Source organism: Gallaecimonas zhanjiangensis (genome assembly GCF_057624825.1).
Map to the genome: position 1 here is coordinate 2,323,263 of NZ_CM172603.1, position 17,662 is coordinate 2,340,924.

Annotated in this window: 13 protein-coding genes; 5 read left to right on the forward strand and 8 right to left on the reverse strand. The window is 57.5% G+C overall.

The features are described from left to right. Nucleotides 1-56 precede the first annotated feature (56 nt). Nucleotides 57-1,277, forward strand: coding sequence for a diguanylate cyclase (locus AC22G1_RS11120; protein WP_487313443.1), 1,221 nt, complete (start codon nt 57-59; stop codon nt 1,275-1,277). A gap of 42 nt (nt 1,278-1,319) precedes the next feature. Here the strand turns inward: AC22G1_RS11120 and sucD are convergent, their stop codons facing one another. The 8 genes from sucD to sdhC all read right to left on the reverse strand — a co-directional run bounded on the left by sucD (nt 1,320) and on the right by sdhC (nt 10,893). Next, entirely contained in the window at nt 1,320-2,192 is an 873-nt protein-coding gene (gene sucD, locus AC22G1_RS11125) for a succinate--CoA ligase subunit alpha (RefSeq protein WP_050659998.1), read from the reverse strand. Continuing rightward, nucleotides 2,192-3,358 carry an ADP-forming succinate--CoA ligase subunit beta gene (gene sucC / locus AC22G1_RS11130; protein WP_050659997.1) on the reverse strand — a complete coding sequence of 389 codons (1,167 nt, stop codon included), beginning with the start codon at nt 3,356-3,358 and terminating at the stop codon, nt 2,192-2,194. The genes sucD and sucC overlap by 1 nt, the downstream gene beginning before the upstream one ends. Before the next feature lie 112 nt (nt 3,359-3,470). Further along, nucleotides 3,471-4,673 carry a 2-oxoglutarate dehydrogenase complex dihydrolipoyllysine-residue succinyltransferase gene (gene odhB / locus AC22G1_RS11135; RefSeq protein ID WP_487313444.1) on the reverse strand — a complete coding sequence of 401 codons (1,203 nt, stop codon included), beginning with the start codon at nt 4,671-4,673 and terminating at the stop codon, nt 3,471-3,473. An 18-nt stretch (nt 4,674-4,691) separates the two neighbouring features. Next, nucleotides 4,692-7,508, reverse strand: a complete 2,817-nt coding sequence (locus AC22G1_RS11140; protein WP_487313445.1) for a 2-oxoglutarate dehydrogenase E1 component — start codon at nt 7,506-7,508, stop codon at nt 4,692-4,694. Nucleotides 7,509-7,677: 169 nt separating this feature from the next. Further along, on the reverse strand, nt 7,678-8,385 hold the full coding sequence (locus tag AC22G1_RS11145) for a succinate dehydrogenase iron-sulfur subunit (RefSeq protein ID WP_487313446.1): 708 nt from the start codon (nt 8,383-8,385) through the stop codon (nt 7,678-7,680). Between the two features lie 10 nt (nt 8,386-8,395). Beyond that, complete coding sequence (gene sdhA, locus AC22G1_RS11150) at nt 8,396-10,117, reverse strand: succinate dehydrogenase flavoprotein subunit (RefSeq protein WP_464950910.1); 1,722 nt, start codon at nt 10,115-10,117, stop codon at nt 8,396-8,398. Between the two features lie 57 nt (nt 10,118-10,174). Next, nucleotides 10,175-10,522: a succinate dehydrogenase, hydrophobic membrane anchor protein gene (sdhD, locus tag AC22G1_RS11155; protein WP_050659992.1), complete on the reverse strand. Its 348-nt coding sequence runs from the start codon at nt 10,520-10,522 to the stop codon at nt 10,175-10,177. Then, nucleotides 10,516-10,893, reverse strand: a complete 378-nt coding sequence (gene sdhC / locus AC22G1_RS11160; RefSeq protein WP_123421906.1) for a succinate dehydrogenase cytochrome b556 subunit — start codon at nt 10,891-10,893, stop codon at nt 10,516-10,518. Before sdhC ends, sdhD begins: the two co-directional genes overlap by 7 nt. A gap of 446 nt (nt 10,894-11,339) precedes the next feature. On the opposite strand from sdhC, the gene AC22G1_RS11165 reads away from it, so the two are divergent. The 4 genes from AC22G1_RS11165 to AC22G1_RS11180 all read left to right on the forward strand — a co-directional run bounded on the left by AC22G1_RS11165 (nt 11,340) and on the right by AC22G1_RS11180 (nt 17,632). Continuing rightward, complete coding sequence (locus AC22G1_RS11165; protein ID WP_123421720.1) at nt 11,340-12,620, forward strand: citrate synthase; 1,281 nt, start codon at nt 11,340-11,342, stop codon at nt 12,618-12,620. Nucleotides 12,621-12,835: 215 nt separating this feature from the next. Next, nucleotides 12,836-14,389, forward strand: coding sequence for a S10 family peptidase (locus AC22G1_RS11170; RefSeq protein ID WP_487313447.1), 1,554 nt, complete (start codon nt 12,836-12,838; stop codon nt 14,387-14,389). Between the two features lie 178 nt (nt 14,390-14,567). Next, entirely contained in the window at nt 14,568-16,217 is a 1,650-nt protein-coding gene (locus AC22G1_RS11175) for a phospholipase C (RefSeq protein WP_487313448.1), read from the forward strand. Between the two features lie 35 nt (nt 16,218-16,252). Beyond that, the gene (locus AC22G1_RS11180) at nt 16,253-17,632 is read left to right on the forward strand and encodes a cytochrome-c peroxidase (RefSeq protein ID WP_487313449.1); all 1,380 of its coding nucleotides are present in this window, start codon (nt 16,253-16,255) and stop codon (nt 17,630-17,632) included. Nucleotides 17,633-17,662: the final 30 nt, after the last annotated feature.

Genomic DNA, 17,662 nt, shown 5'->3' on the forward strand with positions numbered 1-17,662 from the left:
ATACGACGTTGATAAGCGCTTGTCTTTCAAGGATGAAAATTACCGGACCCAGGCCAATGACAGCAGCATCACCTTCCGAAAAAGCCGCAACGGGGGGCCTTAAGGCAACATTGGCACCTTTTAGCCTCCATTTTGTGGGTAACCAGGCTGACTGGGAGCAGCCCTTTCGCGAGGCGTATTTCCACAACACCTTGGGCCAGGCCCGCATTGCCATCGGTTTTGGCGTCTTTTACTTTTCGCTGTTCGCCATCTTGGATTTATTGGTGCTGCCAGAGCGCCTCCTTGAGGCGTGGATTTGCCGTTTCGGGGTGTTTTTGCCGGCCGGGCTCATGGTGCTGGCCCTGTCCTTTCATAAAAGCTTTATGGGTTACTACCAAGGCGCGCTGGCTTTTTTGGTGCTGCTGGGAGGTAGCGGGGTTATTTATCTCACCACCCTCACCTCCCAGACCGACAGCTACCTCTATTACGCCGGGCTTATTCTCGCCTTCATGTTCGGTTACGGTTTTGCCAAGCTGCGCTTTGTCACCGCCACCTGCTGCTGCTGGACCCTGGTGCTGATATTCGAGGTGGTGGAATTTACCGTCAATCACCCCAGCCTCAAGGGTTTGCTGTCCAACCAGTTCTTTTTTATTGGCGCCAATATCGTCGGCATGATGATTTGCTACCACCAGGAAAAATCCGCAAGGCTGGCGTTTTTACTGCAAAACCAGCTTGCCGAGCAAAACGCCCTGCTGCTCAGCCACAACCAGAATCTTGCCAAACTCACCAACCTCGATGGCCTGACCAAGGTGGCCAATCGTCGCCACTTGGACCAATTCTTTCACCAGGCCTGGAAGCAATGCCTGGATGAGCGCCATCCCCTTGCCATCATCATTTGCGACATCGACGTCTTTAAACAGTACAACGACCATTACGGCCACGTGGCGGGCGATGATTGCCTGATAAAGGTCGCCAAGGCCTTGAGCCAAAGCGTGCGCCGGGCCGATACCCTGGTGGGCCGCTACGGCGGGGAGGAGTTTGCGGTGGTGATGGCAGGCGCCCATACCGAAGAGGCCCAAACGGTGGCCGAGCGCATTCGCCAGGCGGTGCAGCAACTGGCCCTGCCCCACCAAAAGTCTGAGACCAAAGTGGTGACTTTAAGCCTGGGGGTGGCAGCGGCCGTGCCCAGCCAGTACCTCACCCAGCGGGAGCTGTTTCAGTGCGCCGACAGCGCCCTGTACGAGGCCAAGCTTGCCGGGCGCAACCAAGTGAAGGTGGGCCAGCTTATCAAGACATAAAAAAAGCCGCCCTAAGGCGGCTTTTTAGCAAAACAACCGAGCTTACCAGCCGGTTACTTCGCGCAGGGCTTTGCCGATGTCGGCCAGGGAGCGCACGGTTTTAACACCCGCGTCTTCCAGAGCAGCGAACTTTTCGTCAGCAGTACCGGCACCGCCGGAGATGATGGCGCCAGCATGGCCCATACGTTTGCCCGGAGGAGCAGTTACACCGGCGATATAGGACACAACCGGTTTGGTGACGTTGGCTTTGATGTAGGCAGCCGCTTCTTCTTCAGCAGTACCGCCGATCTCACCGATCATCACGATGGCTTGGGTTTCGTCGTCGTTCTGGAACATTTCCAGAATGTCGATGAAGTTGGAGCCCGGGATCGGGTCGCCACCGATACCCACACAGGTAGACTGGCCGAAACCTTCGTCAGTGGTTTGTTTAACCGCTTCGTAGGTCAGGGTGCCAGAGCGGGAAACGATACCCACTTTACCTTTCTTGTGGATGTGGCCAGGCATGATGCCGATTTTGCACTCGTCCGGAGTGATAACGCCGGGGCAGTTCGGGCCGATCATGCGCACGCCGGTCTCTTGCAGCTTGACTTTAACGTCCAGCATGTCGAGGGTCGGGATGCCTTCGGTGATACAGATGATGAGCTCGATACCAGCGTCGATAGCTTCGAGGATGGCGTCTTTACAGAACGGAGCAGGAACGTAGATAACAGTGGCAGTCGCGCCAGTGGTTTCTACGGCGTCACGCACGGTGTTGAACACCGGCAGACCCAGGTGAGTGGTGCCGCCTTTACCCGGAGACACACCGCCAACCATCTTGGTTCCGTAAGCAATGGCTTGCTCGGAGTGGAAGGTACCTTGACCACCGGTGAAACCTTGGCAGATGACCTTGGTATCTTTGTTAATCAGAACGCTCATTATTTACCCTCCGCAGCTTTGACAACCTGTTGGGCAGCGTCAGTCAGGCTGGTGGCGGCAATGATGTTCAGGCCGCTTTCGGCCAGCTTCTTGGTGCCCAGCTCTGCGTTGTTACCTTCCAGACGAACAACAACCGGCACTTTCACGCCGACTTCTTCCACAGCACCGATGATGCCTTCTGCGATCATGTCGCAGCGCACGATGCCACCGAAGATGTTGACCAGTACCGCTTTAACGGCGTCGTCAGACAGGATGATTTTGAAGGCTTCGGATACGCGCTCTTTGGTAGCACCGCCGCCTACGTCCAGGAAGTTGGCAGGTTGGCCACCGTGCAATTTCACGATGTCCATGGTACCCATGGCCAGGCCAGCGCCGTTAACCATACAGCCGATGTTGCCTTCCAGGGCAACGTAGTTCAGTTCCCACTGAGCAGCACGGGCTTCACGGGCGTCTTCTTGAGACGGATCGTGCATTTCGCGCAGCTTGGGCTGACGGTACATGGCGTTGGAATCGATGTTGATCTTGGCGTCCAGGCAGTGCAGGTTGCCTTTGTCGGTGATGACCAGCGGGTTGATTTCCAGCAGGGCCAGATCGTAATCGGTGAACAGTTTGCCCAGACCCATGAAGATCTTAACGAACTGCTTGATTTGGTCGCCTTCGAGGCCCAGCTTGAACGCTAGCTCACGGCCTTGGTAAGGCTGCGGGCCGACCAGCGGGTCGAGGGCCATTTTGAAGATCTTCTCAGGGGTTTCGTGAGCAACGGTTTCGATGTCCACGCCACCTTCGGTAGAAGCCATGAACACCACGCGACGGCTGGCGCGGTCCAGAACGGCACCCAGGTACAGTTCTTTGGCGATGTCGGTGCAGGATTCAACCAGGATCTTGTTGATCGGCTGACCTTTCTCGTCAGTCTGGTAAGTCACCAGGTTTTTGCCCAGCCAGTGCTCGGCAAATTCGCGCACTTTCTCTTTAGAGTCGACGACCTTTACGCCGCCCGCTTTACCGCGGCCACCAGCGTGTACCTGACATTTTACGACCCACTCGGAGCCGCCGATGGAGGAGGCAGCTTCTACAGCAGCCTGAGGGTTGTCAACCGCGAAGCCTTCGGATACGGGCAGACCGTACTCGGCGAGCAGTTGCTTAGCCTGATACTCGTGCAAGTTCATTATGCTCAGTCTCTTTGCGTGTTTGTGGCAGCTAGGGGCTACCATCCCAAAAAAGGCCTTGCGGCCTTTCGTCCAGATTTAGGGGGGCCTTGGCCCCCCTTTGCCTGAAAGCTTAAACGTCCAGCAGAAGACGCGTCGGATCTTCCAGCATGTCCTTGATGGTGACCAGGAAGCCTACGGACTCACGGCCATCGACGATGCGGTGGTCGTAAGACAGGGCCAGGTACATCATCGGCAGGATCTCGACCTGACCATTCACCGCCATGGGGCGATCCTTGATGGCGTGCATGCCAAGGATAGCGCTTTGGGGCGGGTTGATGATGGGGGTAGACATCAGCGAACCGAATACACCGCCGTTGGTAATGGTGAAGTTACCGCCGGTCATGTCTTCGATGGACAGCTTGCCGTCACGGGCCTTGATGGCCAGGTCGCGGATCGCTTTTTCGATGTCAGCCAGACCCATCTGGTCGGCGTCGCGCAGCACAGGGGTAACCAGGCCTTTGGGCGTGGATACGGCAATGCTGACGTCGAAGTAGTTGTGGTAAACGATGTCGTCGCCGTCGATGGAGGCATTAACATCGGGGAAACGTTTGAGCGCTTCAACAACCGCCTTCACGTAGAAGGACATGAAACCCAGCTTGATGCCGTGTTTCTTCTCGAAGATCTCTTGATACTGCTTACGCAGGCTCATGATCGGCTTCATGTTGACTTCGTTGAAGGTCGTCAGCATGGCGGTGTTGTTTTTGGCGTCCAGCAGGCGCTTGGCAATGGTTTTGCGCAGGCGGGTCATGGGCACGCGCTTCTCGGAGCGCTCGCTCATGGCAGGCGCTGCAGCGGCAGCCGGAGCGGCTTTGGCAGCACCGTTTTTGATGTAGTTGTCTACATCTTCTTTAGTGATGCGGCCACCCACGCCAGTGCCTTTGATGCCTTCCGGGCTCAGGCCTTTTTCAGCCAGGGCGCGACGCACAGACGGGCTCAGCACGTCAGAGGTTTCGTCGCTGGTAGCAGCAGCGGCAGGCGCAGCGGCTTCGGCCTTGGGCGCGTCGGCAGCGGCAGCCGGAGCAGCAGCAGGGGCAGCACCCGCTTTAAGGATGGCAATCACTTGCTCGGCGGTGACGGTGGCACCTTCTTCGAACAGGATCTCACCCAGCACGCCGTCTTCAGGAGCGGGTACTTCCAAAACCACTTTGTCGGTTTCGATATCAACCAGGTTCTCGTCACGGGAGACCGCTTCACCGGGTTTCTTGTGCCAAGTGGCGATGGTGGCGTCCGCCACAGATTCCGGCAGGACGGGTACCTTGATTTCGATGCTCATTCTATTGTTCCTTTTGCCTTAATCTTTTACTTCGAGGTTGAGTGCATCGGCGACCAGCGCCTGCTGCTGCTTGGCGTGCACCGAGGCATAACCCACGGCCGGTGCAGCGGACGCTTTGCGACCGGCATAGCCAAGGTTGGCACCTTTGGGCAGGGCCTCACGGATGTCGTGCTGGATGAAGTACCAGGCGCCCTGGTTCTTCGGCTCTTCCTGGCACCAGGCAAATTCAGTGACATGGCTGTACTGGGCCAGCACCTTCTGCACTTCCTCGGCCGGGAACGGATAGAGTTGCTCGATACGCACGATGGCGATGTCCGAAATCTCGTTCTTGCGGCGCGCATCCAGCAGATCGTAATAAACCTTGCCGGCGCAGAACACCACTTTCTTCACTTTTTTCGGATCCAGGGCGTCGACTTCGTTGATGACGTTCTGGAAGCCTTCGGTCGCCAGCTCATCCAGGCTGCTAACGGCCAGCGGGTGGCGCAGCAGGGACTTGGGTGACATCACGATCAGCGGGCGACGCACCGGACGCACTACCTGGCGGCGCAGCATGTGGAACACCTGGGCCGGAGTAGAGGGTACGCAAACCTGCATGTTGTTGTCAGCGCACAGCTGCAAGAAGCGCTCAAGGCGGGCACTGGAGTGCTCAGGGCCTTGGCCTTCGTAGCCGTGGGGCAGCAGCATGGTCAAACCGCACAGACGGCCCCATTTCTGCTCGCCGGAGCTCAGGAACTGGTCGATAACCACCTGGGCACCGTTAACGAAGTCACCGAACTGGGCTTCCCAAATGAACAGGCCGCGTGGCTCGGCAGAGCTGTAGCCGTATTCAAAAGCCAGTACCGCTTCTTCAGACAATACCGAGTCGTAGATATCCAGCTTGCCTTGGTCCTGCTTGAGGTTGGCCAGCGGCAGGTACTCGGAAGCGTCGGTCTGGTTGTGCAGCACAGCGTGGCGGTGGAAGAAGGTGCCACGGCCCACGTCTTGGCCGGTGATGCGGACATGGTAGCCCTCATCGAGCAGGCCAGCATAAGCCAGAGTTTCACCCATACCCCAGTCCAGGGCTTTCTCACCTTTGGCCATCAGCAGCCGATCTTCATAGATCTTGCCAACCTGGCGCTGCAGTTTCACGTCGTCAGGGATAGTGGCAAGGGTCGTACCCAGCTCAGCCAACTTCTCGGTTTTGATACCGGAGTTGTAGGCGGCGTCGAACTCTTTATTGAGGTAGGGGTTCCAGTCGGAGCTGTGCTCGCTCATGGGACGCCACTCTTCAACCACACACTCGCCTTTGTCCAGCTGGTCACGATAACCGTCGGACAGAGCCTTGGCTTCGTCGGCAGAGACGCTGCCTTCACTGGCCAGACGGTCAGCGTAGATAGCGCGCGGCGTCGGGTGGCTCTTGATTTTCTGGTACATCAGCGGCTGAGTCGCATTGGGCTCGTCCGCTTCGTTGTGGCCATGGCGGCGGTAGCACACCAGGTCAATCACCACGTCACGCTTGAAGGTGTTGCGATAATCCAGGGCCAGCTGCGACACAAATACCACTGCTTCCGGATCGTCACCGTTCACGTGGAAAATGGGCGCCTGTACCATCTTGGCGATGTCGGTACAGTACTGGGTGGAACGGGCATCTTCGCGCTTGGAGGTAGTGAAACCCACTTGGTTGTTGATGACGATACGGATGGTACCGCCCACACCGTAAGCGCGGGTTTGAGACATGTTGAAGGTCTCGGCAACCACACCTTGGCCGGCGATGGCCGCGTCACCGTGCACGGTGATCGGCAGCACTTTGGAACCGTCTTTGTCGCCACGGCGGTCCATACGGGCACGTACGGAGCCCATTACTACCGGGTTAACGATTTCCAGGTGCGAAGGGTTGAAGGCCAGTGCCAGGTGCATATTGCCGCCCGGGGTGGCGAAGTCGGAGCTGAAGCCCATGTGGTACTTCACGTCACCGCTACCCAGGGTGTCCTTGTGCTTACCGGCGAACTCGTCAAAGAGATCCTGAGGCTTTTTACCCAGCACGTTGACCAGCATGTTCAAGCGGCCACGGTGGGCCATGCCGATCACGGTTTCTTTGACGCCCTGCTCGCCAGCGCGGCGGATGATTTCCTTGACCATAGGTACCAGGGCATCACCACCTTCCAAGGAGAAACGCTTGGCACCAGGGAACTTGGCACCCAGGTATTTTTCCAGGCCTTCGGCAGCGGTCAGGCTGTTCAGAATGCGGGTTTTGTCTTCTTTGCTGAAGGTGCCAGAACCGGCAACCGCTTCCAAGCGGGATTGGATCCAGCGCTTTTCTTCGGTGTTGACGATATGCATGTACTCGGCGCCGATGGGGCCGCAGTAGGTTTTCTTCAGCAGGTCAGTCAGCGCGCCCAGCTTCATGGTCTCATCTTTGACCGCCAGGGAGCCGACGTGGAAAGCCTTGTCGTTATCGGAACTGTCGAGGCTGTGGAAGGCCGGGTCCAGTTCAGCAACACGCTCTTGCTGCCACAGGCCCAGAGGGTCGAGGTTGGCGTGTTGGTGACCACGGAAACGATAGGCGTTGATGAGTTGCAGGACTTTAACCTGCTTGGCGTCTACGCCGTCGCCGGAGGCGCTGACAAAACGTCGGGGTTGCGATGCCATGACCCGGAATTGCTCGCGGATTTGGCTGAAATTGGCTTCAGGAAAGCCTTCTTTGACCTTGGGAAGCTTGTCGAACTCGGCTTTCCATTCTGAGGGTACAGAACTTGGGTCTTCCAGGTAGCTCTCGTAGAGCTCCTCGATGTAGCTGGCATTACCGCCCGCAAAGGGAGACGATTCCAGCCACGCCTGCATTGTGCCTTCGTGCATAGTGATCCCTTGAACCTCGCGTTTTCTCGCAGTTGGGATTGGCCTGGTTTAAACGGCTGCTGTTACCACAGCCACCTTCTTTCTTTTTCAAAAAAATAGCCACCCCTCGGCAGAGGCGTGGCTATTTAGCTAGCGCTCGGTCCCCAGTCCAGGCTGAGGAAGCACGAGACTAAACAGCCCGCTTAAGCAGCATGGACTTGATGTGACCGATGGCCTTGGTGGGGTTCAACCCTTTAGGACACACGTTCACACAGTTCATGATGCCATGGCAGCGGAATACGCTGAATGGGTCTTCCAGACCGGCCAAACGTTCCTCGGTGGCGGTATCGCGGCTGTCGGCCAGCCAGCGGTAAGCGGCAAGCAGACCGGCAGGGCCGATGAACTTGTCCGGGTTCCACCAGAAAGAAGGGCAGGAAGTGGAGCAGCAAGCGCAGAGAATACACTCGTACATGCCGTCAAGCTTGGCGCGTTCTTCAGGAGACTGAAGGAACTCGCGAGCCGGCGGTTGCTTGCTGTCGTTGAGCAGGTAAGGCTTGACCTTTTCCCACTGGGTATAGAACTGGCCCATGTCCACGACCAGGTCGCGGATAACCGGCAGGCCAGGCAGCGGACGGATCACCACGTGCTTGCCAAGGGCTGACAGCGGGGTGATACAGGCCAGGCCGTTCTTACCGTTCATGTTCATACCGTCGGAGCCACAAACCCCTTCACGGCAGGAACGGCGCAGGGACAGGGTCGGGTCCTGTTCCTTCAGACGAATAAGCGCGTCCAGCACCATCAGGTCGGAGCCGTCCGGCACGTCCAGGCTGTAGTCCTGCATGCGCGGCTTGGCGTCGACGTCCGGGTTGTACCGGTAAACAGAAAATGTAACTTTCATCCCGTACTCCTTAGTAGGTCCGCGCCTTGGGCTTGAACTTCACCAGCTCTTCATCAGTCAGCAGGGTCGGCGCGCGGTTGACTTCGCGGCGGCTCATCTCACTGGTGATCGGGTCGAACAAGCTGTGGCACAGCCACTCTTCGTCGTTACGATCCGGGAAGTCAAAGCGGGTGTGGGCGCCACGGGATTCGGTACGGAAGTTGGCAGCCAGGGCGGTCGCGAATGCGGTTTCCACCAGGTTGTCCAGTTCCAGACACTCGATACGCTGAGTGTTGAATTCCTTGGAGGTGTCGTCCAGACGGGCGTTTTTGACACGCTCGCGGATTTTCTTGAGTTCCTCCAGGCCTTCGGCCATGGCTTCGCCTTCACGGAACACAGAGAAACTACGCTGCATGCAGTTTTGCAGATCTTTTTTGATCTGAACCGGGTCTTCGCCAGTCTTGTTGCTTTCCCAGCGGTTGTAACGCACCAGGGCGTTTTCGATGTCTTCATCGGTAACGCTAGGCGCTGGCAATTCGTCCAGAGCCTTGCCCAGATGCAGACCGGCCGCACGGCCGAAGACCACCAGGTCAAGCAGGGAGTTACCGCCCAGACGGTTGGCGCCGTGTACGGATACACAGGCAATCTCACCTACCGCGAACAGGCCGACAACCGGCTCGTCCTTGCCATCGACCTGCTTGATAGCTTGGCCATGAACGTTGGTAGGAATACCACCCATCATGTAGTGACAGGTAGGGATAACGGGGATCGGCTCTTTAACCGGGTCCACGTGGGCAAAAGTGCGGGACAGTTCCAGGATGCCGGGCAGACGGCTTTCCAGAACTTCCTTACCCAGGTGATCGAGCTTGAGCTTACAGTGAGGACCCATGTGGGGGTCGTCAAAGCCACGGCCTTCACGGATTTCGATCATCATGGAACGGGCCACCACGTCACGGGACGCAAGGTCCTTGGCGTTAGGTGCATAACGCTCCATGAAGCGCTCGCCGTCTTTGTTCAGCAGGTAACCACCCTCGCCGCGGCAACCTTCGGTTACCAGCACGCCGGCACCGGCGATACCGGTGGGGTGGAATTGCCACATTTCCATGTCCTGCAGGGGAACACCTGCACGGCTGGCCATACCAACGCCGTCACCGGTGTTGATGTGGGCATTGGTGGTGGACTGGAAGATACGACCGGCACCGCCGGTAGCCAGTACAACAGCCTTGGACTTGAAGTACACCACTTCACCGGTTTCGATGTCGATGGCGGTACAGCCAACGATGTGGCCTTCGCTGTTCTTTACCAGATCCAGCGCGTACCACTCGGAGAACACGGTGGTGTTGTTCTTCACGTTCTGCTGATACAGGGTGTGCAGCAGGGCGTGGCCGGTACGGTCAGCAGCAGCAGCGGTACGAGCGCCCTGCTCGCCACCAAAGTTTTTGGACTGGCCGCCAAAGGGACGCTGGTAGATTTTGCCGTTCTCCAGACGGGAGAAAGGCAGGCCCATGTGCTCGAGTTCGAGGATGGCTTCAGGGCCTACATTACACATGTACTCGATAGCGTCTTGGTCACCGATGTAATCGGAGCCTTTGACGGTGTCATACATGTGCCATTTCCAGTTGTCATCATGGGTGTTGCCCAGTGCCACAGTGATACCGCCCTGAGCGGAAACAGTGTGGGAACGGGTCGGAAACACCTTAGACAGCAGAGCGCAGCTCTTGCCTTCTTTGGAAATTTGCAGCGCAGCGCGCATACCGGCACCGCCGGCACCCACTACCACTGCATCGAATTCATAAGTTGGAATAGTCACTTACACACCCCACAGAATCACAAAGCCGCTGATCACATAGGCAAAGGCAATGATGTTCAGTACGAACTGCAGCACGATGCGAAGGCCAGTCGGTTTGACGTAGTCAGTCAGAACCTGCCACAGGCCAATCCAGGCGTGTGCCAACAGGCTGATCAGGGTCAGAAGAGTGAATACCTTAACGCCCAGATTGCTGAAAAAAGCAGTCCAGGTAGCGTAGGTCAGGTCGGGGGTAATAACGAGAAAGCCAACAAGGAACAACACATAAAGTGTCATTACAACGGCGGAGGCCCGCACCAGGACGTAGTCATGGACGCCAGTGCGGCCGAGGGTGCCTGCATTAGTTACCATAGCCACACTCCTGCAAGAACGGAAAGGATCACGGTGATGATAAAGGCGGCGGAAGCGGAGGCTTTACCGCTGGGAAGTTCTTCCCAATAACCCATATCCATGATCAAGTGACGGATACCGCCTACCAAGTGGTATGCCAGAGCGGTCAAGATGCCCCAAACGATGAACTTGGCAAAAAAGCCACTCATCATGCTTTGCACGGCAGCAAAGCCGGCTTCAGACGACAGGGACTTGGCCAGCATCCACATCAGGATGGCAACGGCAAAGAACATGATAACGCCAGAAACGCGGTGGAGGATTGACGCAATAGCAGTAATTGGAAAGCGGATGGTCTGCAATTCTAAATTGACAGGTCTTTGCTTTTTCACGATGTCTGCCCACTCGGCTCTTAATGAGCCTTTGTTGTTGTATCACCAGCTAAACCGGATGGAGGTGCCCCTGGGCTTCGCTGGTCATGTCCCGAAAGCGGAAACATGCAACTGGGTGACTGATAAAAAGTCAGACAGCATACGGCAAAGCCGGCAAGGCCAACCCGGGGCCAAGTATAATGAGCCAAGATGCCAATTTCAACGACTTGAGCTCGATCACAAATCACTCTGCGTTCTGCGGATTATCAGTACCTTGAAAGCAAGAGTTCAGATGCAATTGTGCCTTTCAGAAAGTGCAAATATGACCCATTAAATAAAGGTGCCATTTAGGGTAATTCGACAAATCCCAAATTTGTCTTAAATTGACAAATCGGACCATTTGCGATTAAAAAGGGCGGCTGTTTGCGACCGCAACATCGACGAATTCACGACCAAAGGAGACATGTTGTATGGCGGAAAATATTGCCAAACTTATGGTGGAAGGCAAGGAAGCTATTGAATTGCCTATCCTTTCTGGCACCGCCGGCCAGGACGTAATCGACGTCCGAACTTTGGGCAAACACGGTCTTTTCACTTTTGACCCTGGCTTCCTGGCCACTGCATCCTGCGAATCTGCCATTACCTTTATCGACGGCGGTAAAGGTGTTTTGCTGCACCGTGGCTACCCCATCGACCAATTGGCCGAAAAGGCAGAATACCTGGAAGTGTGCTACATCCTGCTCTACGGCGAAGCCCCCAATAAAGAGCAGTTTGACGAGTTCCGTAACATCGTTAAAACCCACACCATGCTCAATGAGCAGCTGCGCGCTTTCTTCCAGGGCTTCCGCCCTGACGCGCATCCCATGGCTGTCATGTGTGGTGTAGTCGGCGCCCTGTCTGCGTTCTATCACGACTCTTTGGACATCAGCAATCCTCGCCATCGCGAAGTAGCGGCCTTCCGCTTGCTGTCCAAAATGCCGACCATCGCTGCCATGTGCTACAAGCACAGCATCGGCCAGCCTTACATCTACCCGCGTAACGAACTGTCTTATGCAGAAAACTTCCTGCACATGATGTTCGCCACCCCGTGTGAAGACTATAAGGTGAACCCGATCCTGGCCGACGCCATGGATAAGATCTTCATCCTCCACGCCGACCACGAACAGAACGCTTCTACTTCTACTGTGCGTCTGGCCGGCTCCTCCGGTGCCAACCCCTTCGCCTGTATCGCAGCCGGTATCGCCTCCCTGTGGGGCCCTGCCCACGGCGGCGCCAACGAAGCCTGCCTGCGCATGCTTGAAGAGATTGGTTCTGTTGACCGTATCCCCGAGTTCGTGGCTCGCGCCAAGGACAAGGACGATCCGTTCCGCCTGATGGGCTTTGGTCACCGCGTCTACAAAAACTTTGACCCCCGTGCCAAAGTGATGCGTGAAACCTGCCACCAGGTGCTCAAGGAGCTGAATATCCAGGATCCGCTGCTGGATGTGGCCATGGAACTGGAGCGCATTGCCCTGTCTGATGAATACTTCGTTGAGAAGAAGCTCTACCCCAACGTGGACTTCTACTCCGGTATCATCCTCAAGGCCATCGGTATCCCCACTTCCATGTTCACCGTGATCTTCGCCATGTCCCGTACCATCGGCTGGATCGCTCACTGGAACGAAATGCACTCTGACCCGACTGCCAAAATCGGCCGTCCCCGTCAGCTGTATGTTGGCCAGACTCTGCGCGACTTTGCTTCCAAGAAGTAAGGTTGTCCAGAATCAAAAAGAGCGGCTTAGCCGCTCTTTTTTTTCGTTAAAACGTTAGTTTCACGCCGCAAACCGTACGTTATAACGGTTCTATCCCTCCGCTTAAAAGCGCATGCTGATAAAGCTGCCCCTGTCACGCCGTCTCGAAAGAGCACTTTTCATCCAACCAGGGCAGCCCTGATAACAACATCGTTCAGGAAGCTGAGAGTATCGACATGCATTTTGCCAAACACCTCTTGATCACCTGCCTGGCCGCCGCGCCTATGGCATCGGTCATGGCCGCGACCGACCATGAACCCCAGCAACAATCCCAAACCGCCGAGCCCAAGGAAGACGCGGTTACCACCAGCCACGAAGTGCGCCTGCACGGCGACAGCATCGATTACAAGGCAACTGCCGGTAACCTGCTGATCCGTAAAGACGACGGTACCGCCGACGCCTCGGTGTTCTACGTTGCCTATACCGTCAAAAGCGACAAGCCACGGCCGGTCACCTTCCTTTATAACGGTGGCCCAGGCTCGTCTTCCATCTGGCTGCACATGGGCTCGGTTGGCCCTGTGATGGTGCAAACCGCCGACGGTAAACCCACGGCGCCGCCGCCTTACAAAGTCACGGCCAACCCCAACAGCATCCTGGATAAATCCGATCTGGTGTTTATCGACGCCATGGGCACCGGTTTTTCCCACGGTATTGCCCCTAAAGACGACAAGGCCGACAAAGGCGGCAAGAAGGAAGACCCTTCCAAGCCGTTCTGGGGTGTAGACCAGGACGTTGACGCCTTTGCCCGCTTTATCGAGCGTTATGTCACCGTCAACAAGCGCTGGAACGACCCCAAGTTCCTGATGGGCGAGTCCTACGGCACTACCCGCTCCGCAGCTCTGGTTAACCGCCTGCAAGAAGACGGCGTGACCATGAATGGCGTGGTGCTGGTATCGAGCATCCTCAACTACGGCGCCGAGATGCCCGGCCTGGACCGCGAATACATCAACAACCTGCCCACCTACGCCGCCATCGCCTGGTACCACAATAAGCTGGCCAACAAACCGGCTGAGCTGGCGCCTTTCCTTAAAGAAGTGCGCGACTTTGCCAGCGGCGAGTACGCCCATGCCCTGGCTCAGGGCCAGAACATCTCTGAAAGCGAGGCCGACGCCGTCGCCCAGAAGCTGCATCAGTACACCGGCCTTTCCGTGCAGTACATCAAAGAGGCCAACCTGCAGGTTGACCCCAGCCGCTTCCGTAAAGAGCTGATGCGTGACGAACGCCTGACCGTGGGCCGCTACGATGGCCGCTTCATGGGTATCGATGAAGACGCCGCCGGCGAAACCCCGGACACCGACGCTTCCGACACCGCCGTTACCGGCGCCTTTGTGGCCGCTTTTAACAGCTACCTGGCCAACGACCTCAAATTCGAGAGCAAGGTGCCCTATAAGCTGTTCGCCATGGACGCCATCCGCACTTGGGACTGGAAACACGCCGTGCCCGGCAGCCACTGGCCGGTGCCCATGCCTTACGTGGTCGCCGATCTCGGTAACGCCATGCGCACCAACCCTTACCTCAAGGTGTTCAGCGCCAACGGTTACTTCGACTTGGCCACGCCGTTTTTCGGCACCGAGTTCGATTTGGCCCATATGGAGCTGCCAAAATCTCTGCAGAAAAACCTGCAGTTTGGCTACTACCCTTCAGGCCACATGATTTACCTCAACCCCACCGCCCACAAAGAACTGGCGGACGACCTGGAAAAATTCTACGACCAGGCCACCCACAAATAAGCAAAGGGACCTTCGGGTCCCTTTTTCATGCCGCCACAGCCAAGCCGCCCCGATTCTCAGCCCTTGCAATAAAACTGACATACCGGTGTCAATTTGATTGCCGACCATGGGCTGCCAACGCGCGTTATTGCCATTTTATTTCTTTCATCCGATACGCCCGTCCATAAGGAAGATACCGATGTTTCGTTTGACCTCCGTTTCCCTGGCGCTTGCCCTTAGCGCATTCCCTGCTCTGGCCTTGGCTCATCCTCATCACACCCAGGCCGACCACCTTGCAACCCAAACGCCCATCAAACACCTGGTGGTGCTGTACAGCGAAAACGTCTCTTTTGATCACTACTTTGCCACTTACCCAAGGGCCACCAACCCTGATGGCGAGCCGGCGTTCCATGCCCTGCCCCACACCCCTAAGGTCAACAACCTGGTCAGTGCCGGGCTGCTTAGCAACAACCCCAATGCCACCAACAGCGCCAACGGCAGCGATGCGGCCAATCCCTTTCGCCTAGACCGCACCCAGGCCAACACTGCCGACCAAAACCACGCCTACAGCGCCGAGCAGCAGGCCTATGACGGCGGCAAGGCCGACCTCTTCCCCAAATACACCGGCCGCGGCTCGGCTGGTAACGTGGGCGCCTTTGGTACCAAGGGCCAGGTCATGGGCTATTTCGACGGCAATACCGTCACTGCGCTGTGGCACTACGCGCAGCGTTTTGCCATGAGCGACAACGCCTACACCGACACCTACGGCCCCTCCACCCCCGGCGCCCTGGAAGCGGTATCGGGCCAGACCAACGGCCTGCAATTGGTGGAATCGTCCAAGCACTCTTACTACGTGGATGACGGCCAGGGCGGCTACACCATGATCAACGACGTCGACCCGGCCACCGATGTTTGTTCCTCGGCCACCGATCAGGCCTGGATGACCGGCAAAAACATCGGCGATCTGCTCAACAGCAAAAACATCAGCTGGGGCAGCTTTATGGGCGGTTTTGACCTTAGCGCCAATAACGCCAACGGCTCCACCGACTGCCAGCGCAGCACCTATTCCCAGGTGGTGAGCAGCAGCGTGACCGACTACATCCCGCACCACGCCTGGTTCCAGTATTACCAGTCCACCGCCAACCCCAGCCATGCCCGCCCCTCTTCGGTGTTGGCCATCGGTTACTCCACCCTCGCTGACGGTAAAACCGCCGAGCCAGCCAACCACGAGTACGACCTGACCGACTTCTTTGCCGCCGTCAAAGCCGGCAACTACCCGGCGGTGTCCTATCTCAAGGCCCCCGCCTTCCAAGACGGCCACGCCGGTTATTCCGATCCGCTGGACGAACAGGCCTTTATCGCCAAGGTGGTCAACTTCCTCGAGCAGCAACCGGATTGGAAAAATACCGCCATCATCGTTGCCTGGGACGACTCCGACGGTTGGTACGACCATGCCTACCAGGCGCCCACCCATGCCTCTTATGATGACGCCGACAAGCTCGGCGGTGACGGAGTCTGCGGCCGCGGCGATGCCCCGGATGGCCTTGCCGGCAAGCCGGTCAACGGCCGCTGCGGCCCCGGTACCCGGGTCCCTTTTTTGGTGCTCTCTCCCTTTGCCAAGCGCAACTACGTGAGCCACACCCCCATCAGCCAAGCCTCCATTGTCCGCTTTATCGAAGACAACTGGCTGGCCGGGCAGCGCCTGGGTGGCGGCTCCTTTGATGCAGGCGCCGGCAGTATCATGGACATGTTTGATTTCAAACACCGTGATGAGAAGCCGCTGTTCCTTGACCCGGATCTTGGCACCCCGGTAAAAGGCCGCGACCAGCATCATCATCACCAAGCCTGAGTGAAAAGGCCGCCTGCGGGCGGCCTTGATTGCTGATGTCAGTAACACACCTATTAAAAGCGCGCTGGCTGCTGTTGCCAGCGCTGGCGCTTATCGCACTGGTGGGCCTTTCCCCTCTGAGCCTTGCCAGTTGGATTCATCCCGTCGATGCCCTGAAACTCAGCTTTGGCATCAACCCTCACCCCAAGGCACTGTTATTGCCTGCGCCAAAGCCGCTCTCGGCCATGGCCGAACTGGGTAAGGGGCTTTTTTTTGATAAAACCTTGTCTGGCTCCGGGCAACTGGCCTGCGCCAGTTGCCACAGCCCCGAGGCCGACTACGGGCCACTAGGCAATGCCGCCTTGATGGCCGGCGGCCCGGCCCTGCACCAGCAAGGCTTCAGGGCGGTGCCTTCCCTTAAATACCTCTACCGCCAGCCGCTTTTTTCCATAGGCCCTGATGCGCCAGGCGACAACGACCAGGTGCTGACGGTGCAGCAGCAGGCGGCGTTGGCCGCAGCCAGTACCCACGCGAACAAGAGCGCCAGCAATACCGCGCGCTCTGCCGCCAACCTGGTGCCCATGGGCGGTCTCTTTTGGGACGGCCGCGCCGACACCTTGCAGCAGCAGGCAAGCGGCCCTCTGTTTAACCCGGTGGAGATGGCGGCCCCTTCCGAGACCTTCGTGGCCAAGGCCCTGGCCAGTGGGCCTTATCGCCAGCAGATGCAGCGCCTCTTTGGCGAGCAGGTGTTTGACAGCCCGCGCCAGGCGGTAAGCGAAGCGATGTTTGCCATCGCCCGCTACCAGATGGAAGACACCGCCTTTCACCCCTTTAGCAGCCGCTTTGATGCCTGGCTGCAAGGTAAGGCGAAGCTCAGCCAGAGCGAGCTGCGCGGCTATCTGGCCTTTAACGACCCCAAAGCCGGTAACTGCGCGGCCTGCCACCTGGATACGGTCAGTAAAGACGGCCTGCCGCCGCTTTTTACCGACTTTCAATATGAAGCCTTGGGCGTACCCCGCAACCCAGCCATTGTGGCCAACCACAACCCCCACTGGTTTGATTTGGGCCTGTGCGGCCCCTTTCGGCAAGACTTACAGGCCCAGACCCAATACTGCGGCATGTTCCTGACCCCAAGCCTTCGCAACAGCGCCAGACGCCGCCACTTTTTCCACAACGGCGTCTTTTCGTCCCTCAATGAAGTGCTGGACTGGTATGTGTACCGGGATTTGGCGCCAGAGCGCTTCTACCCCAAAGACCCAAGCGGCAAGGTGTTGGCCTTTAACGACCTGCCAAGGCGCTACCAAGCCAACATCGACACCACCGACGCGCCCTTTGATCGCCACCCCGGCGATAGCCCCGCGCTAAGCGCCGCCCAAATCAAGGACATCATCGCCTTTTTGGGCAGCCTCAACGACGGTTACCGCCCCGGCCACTAAGGCCGGGCGTTTTTTAACCTTTTGCGATCA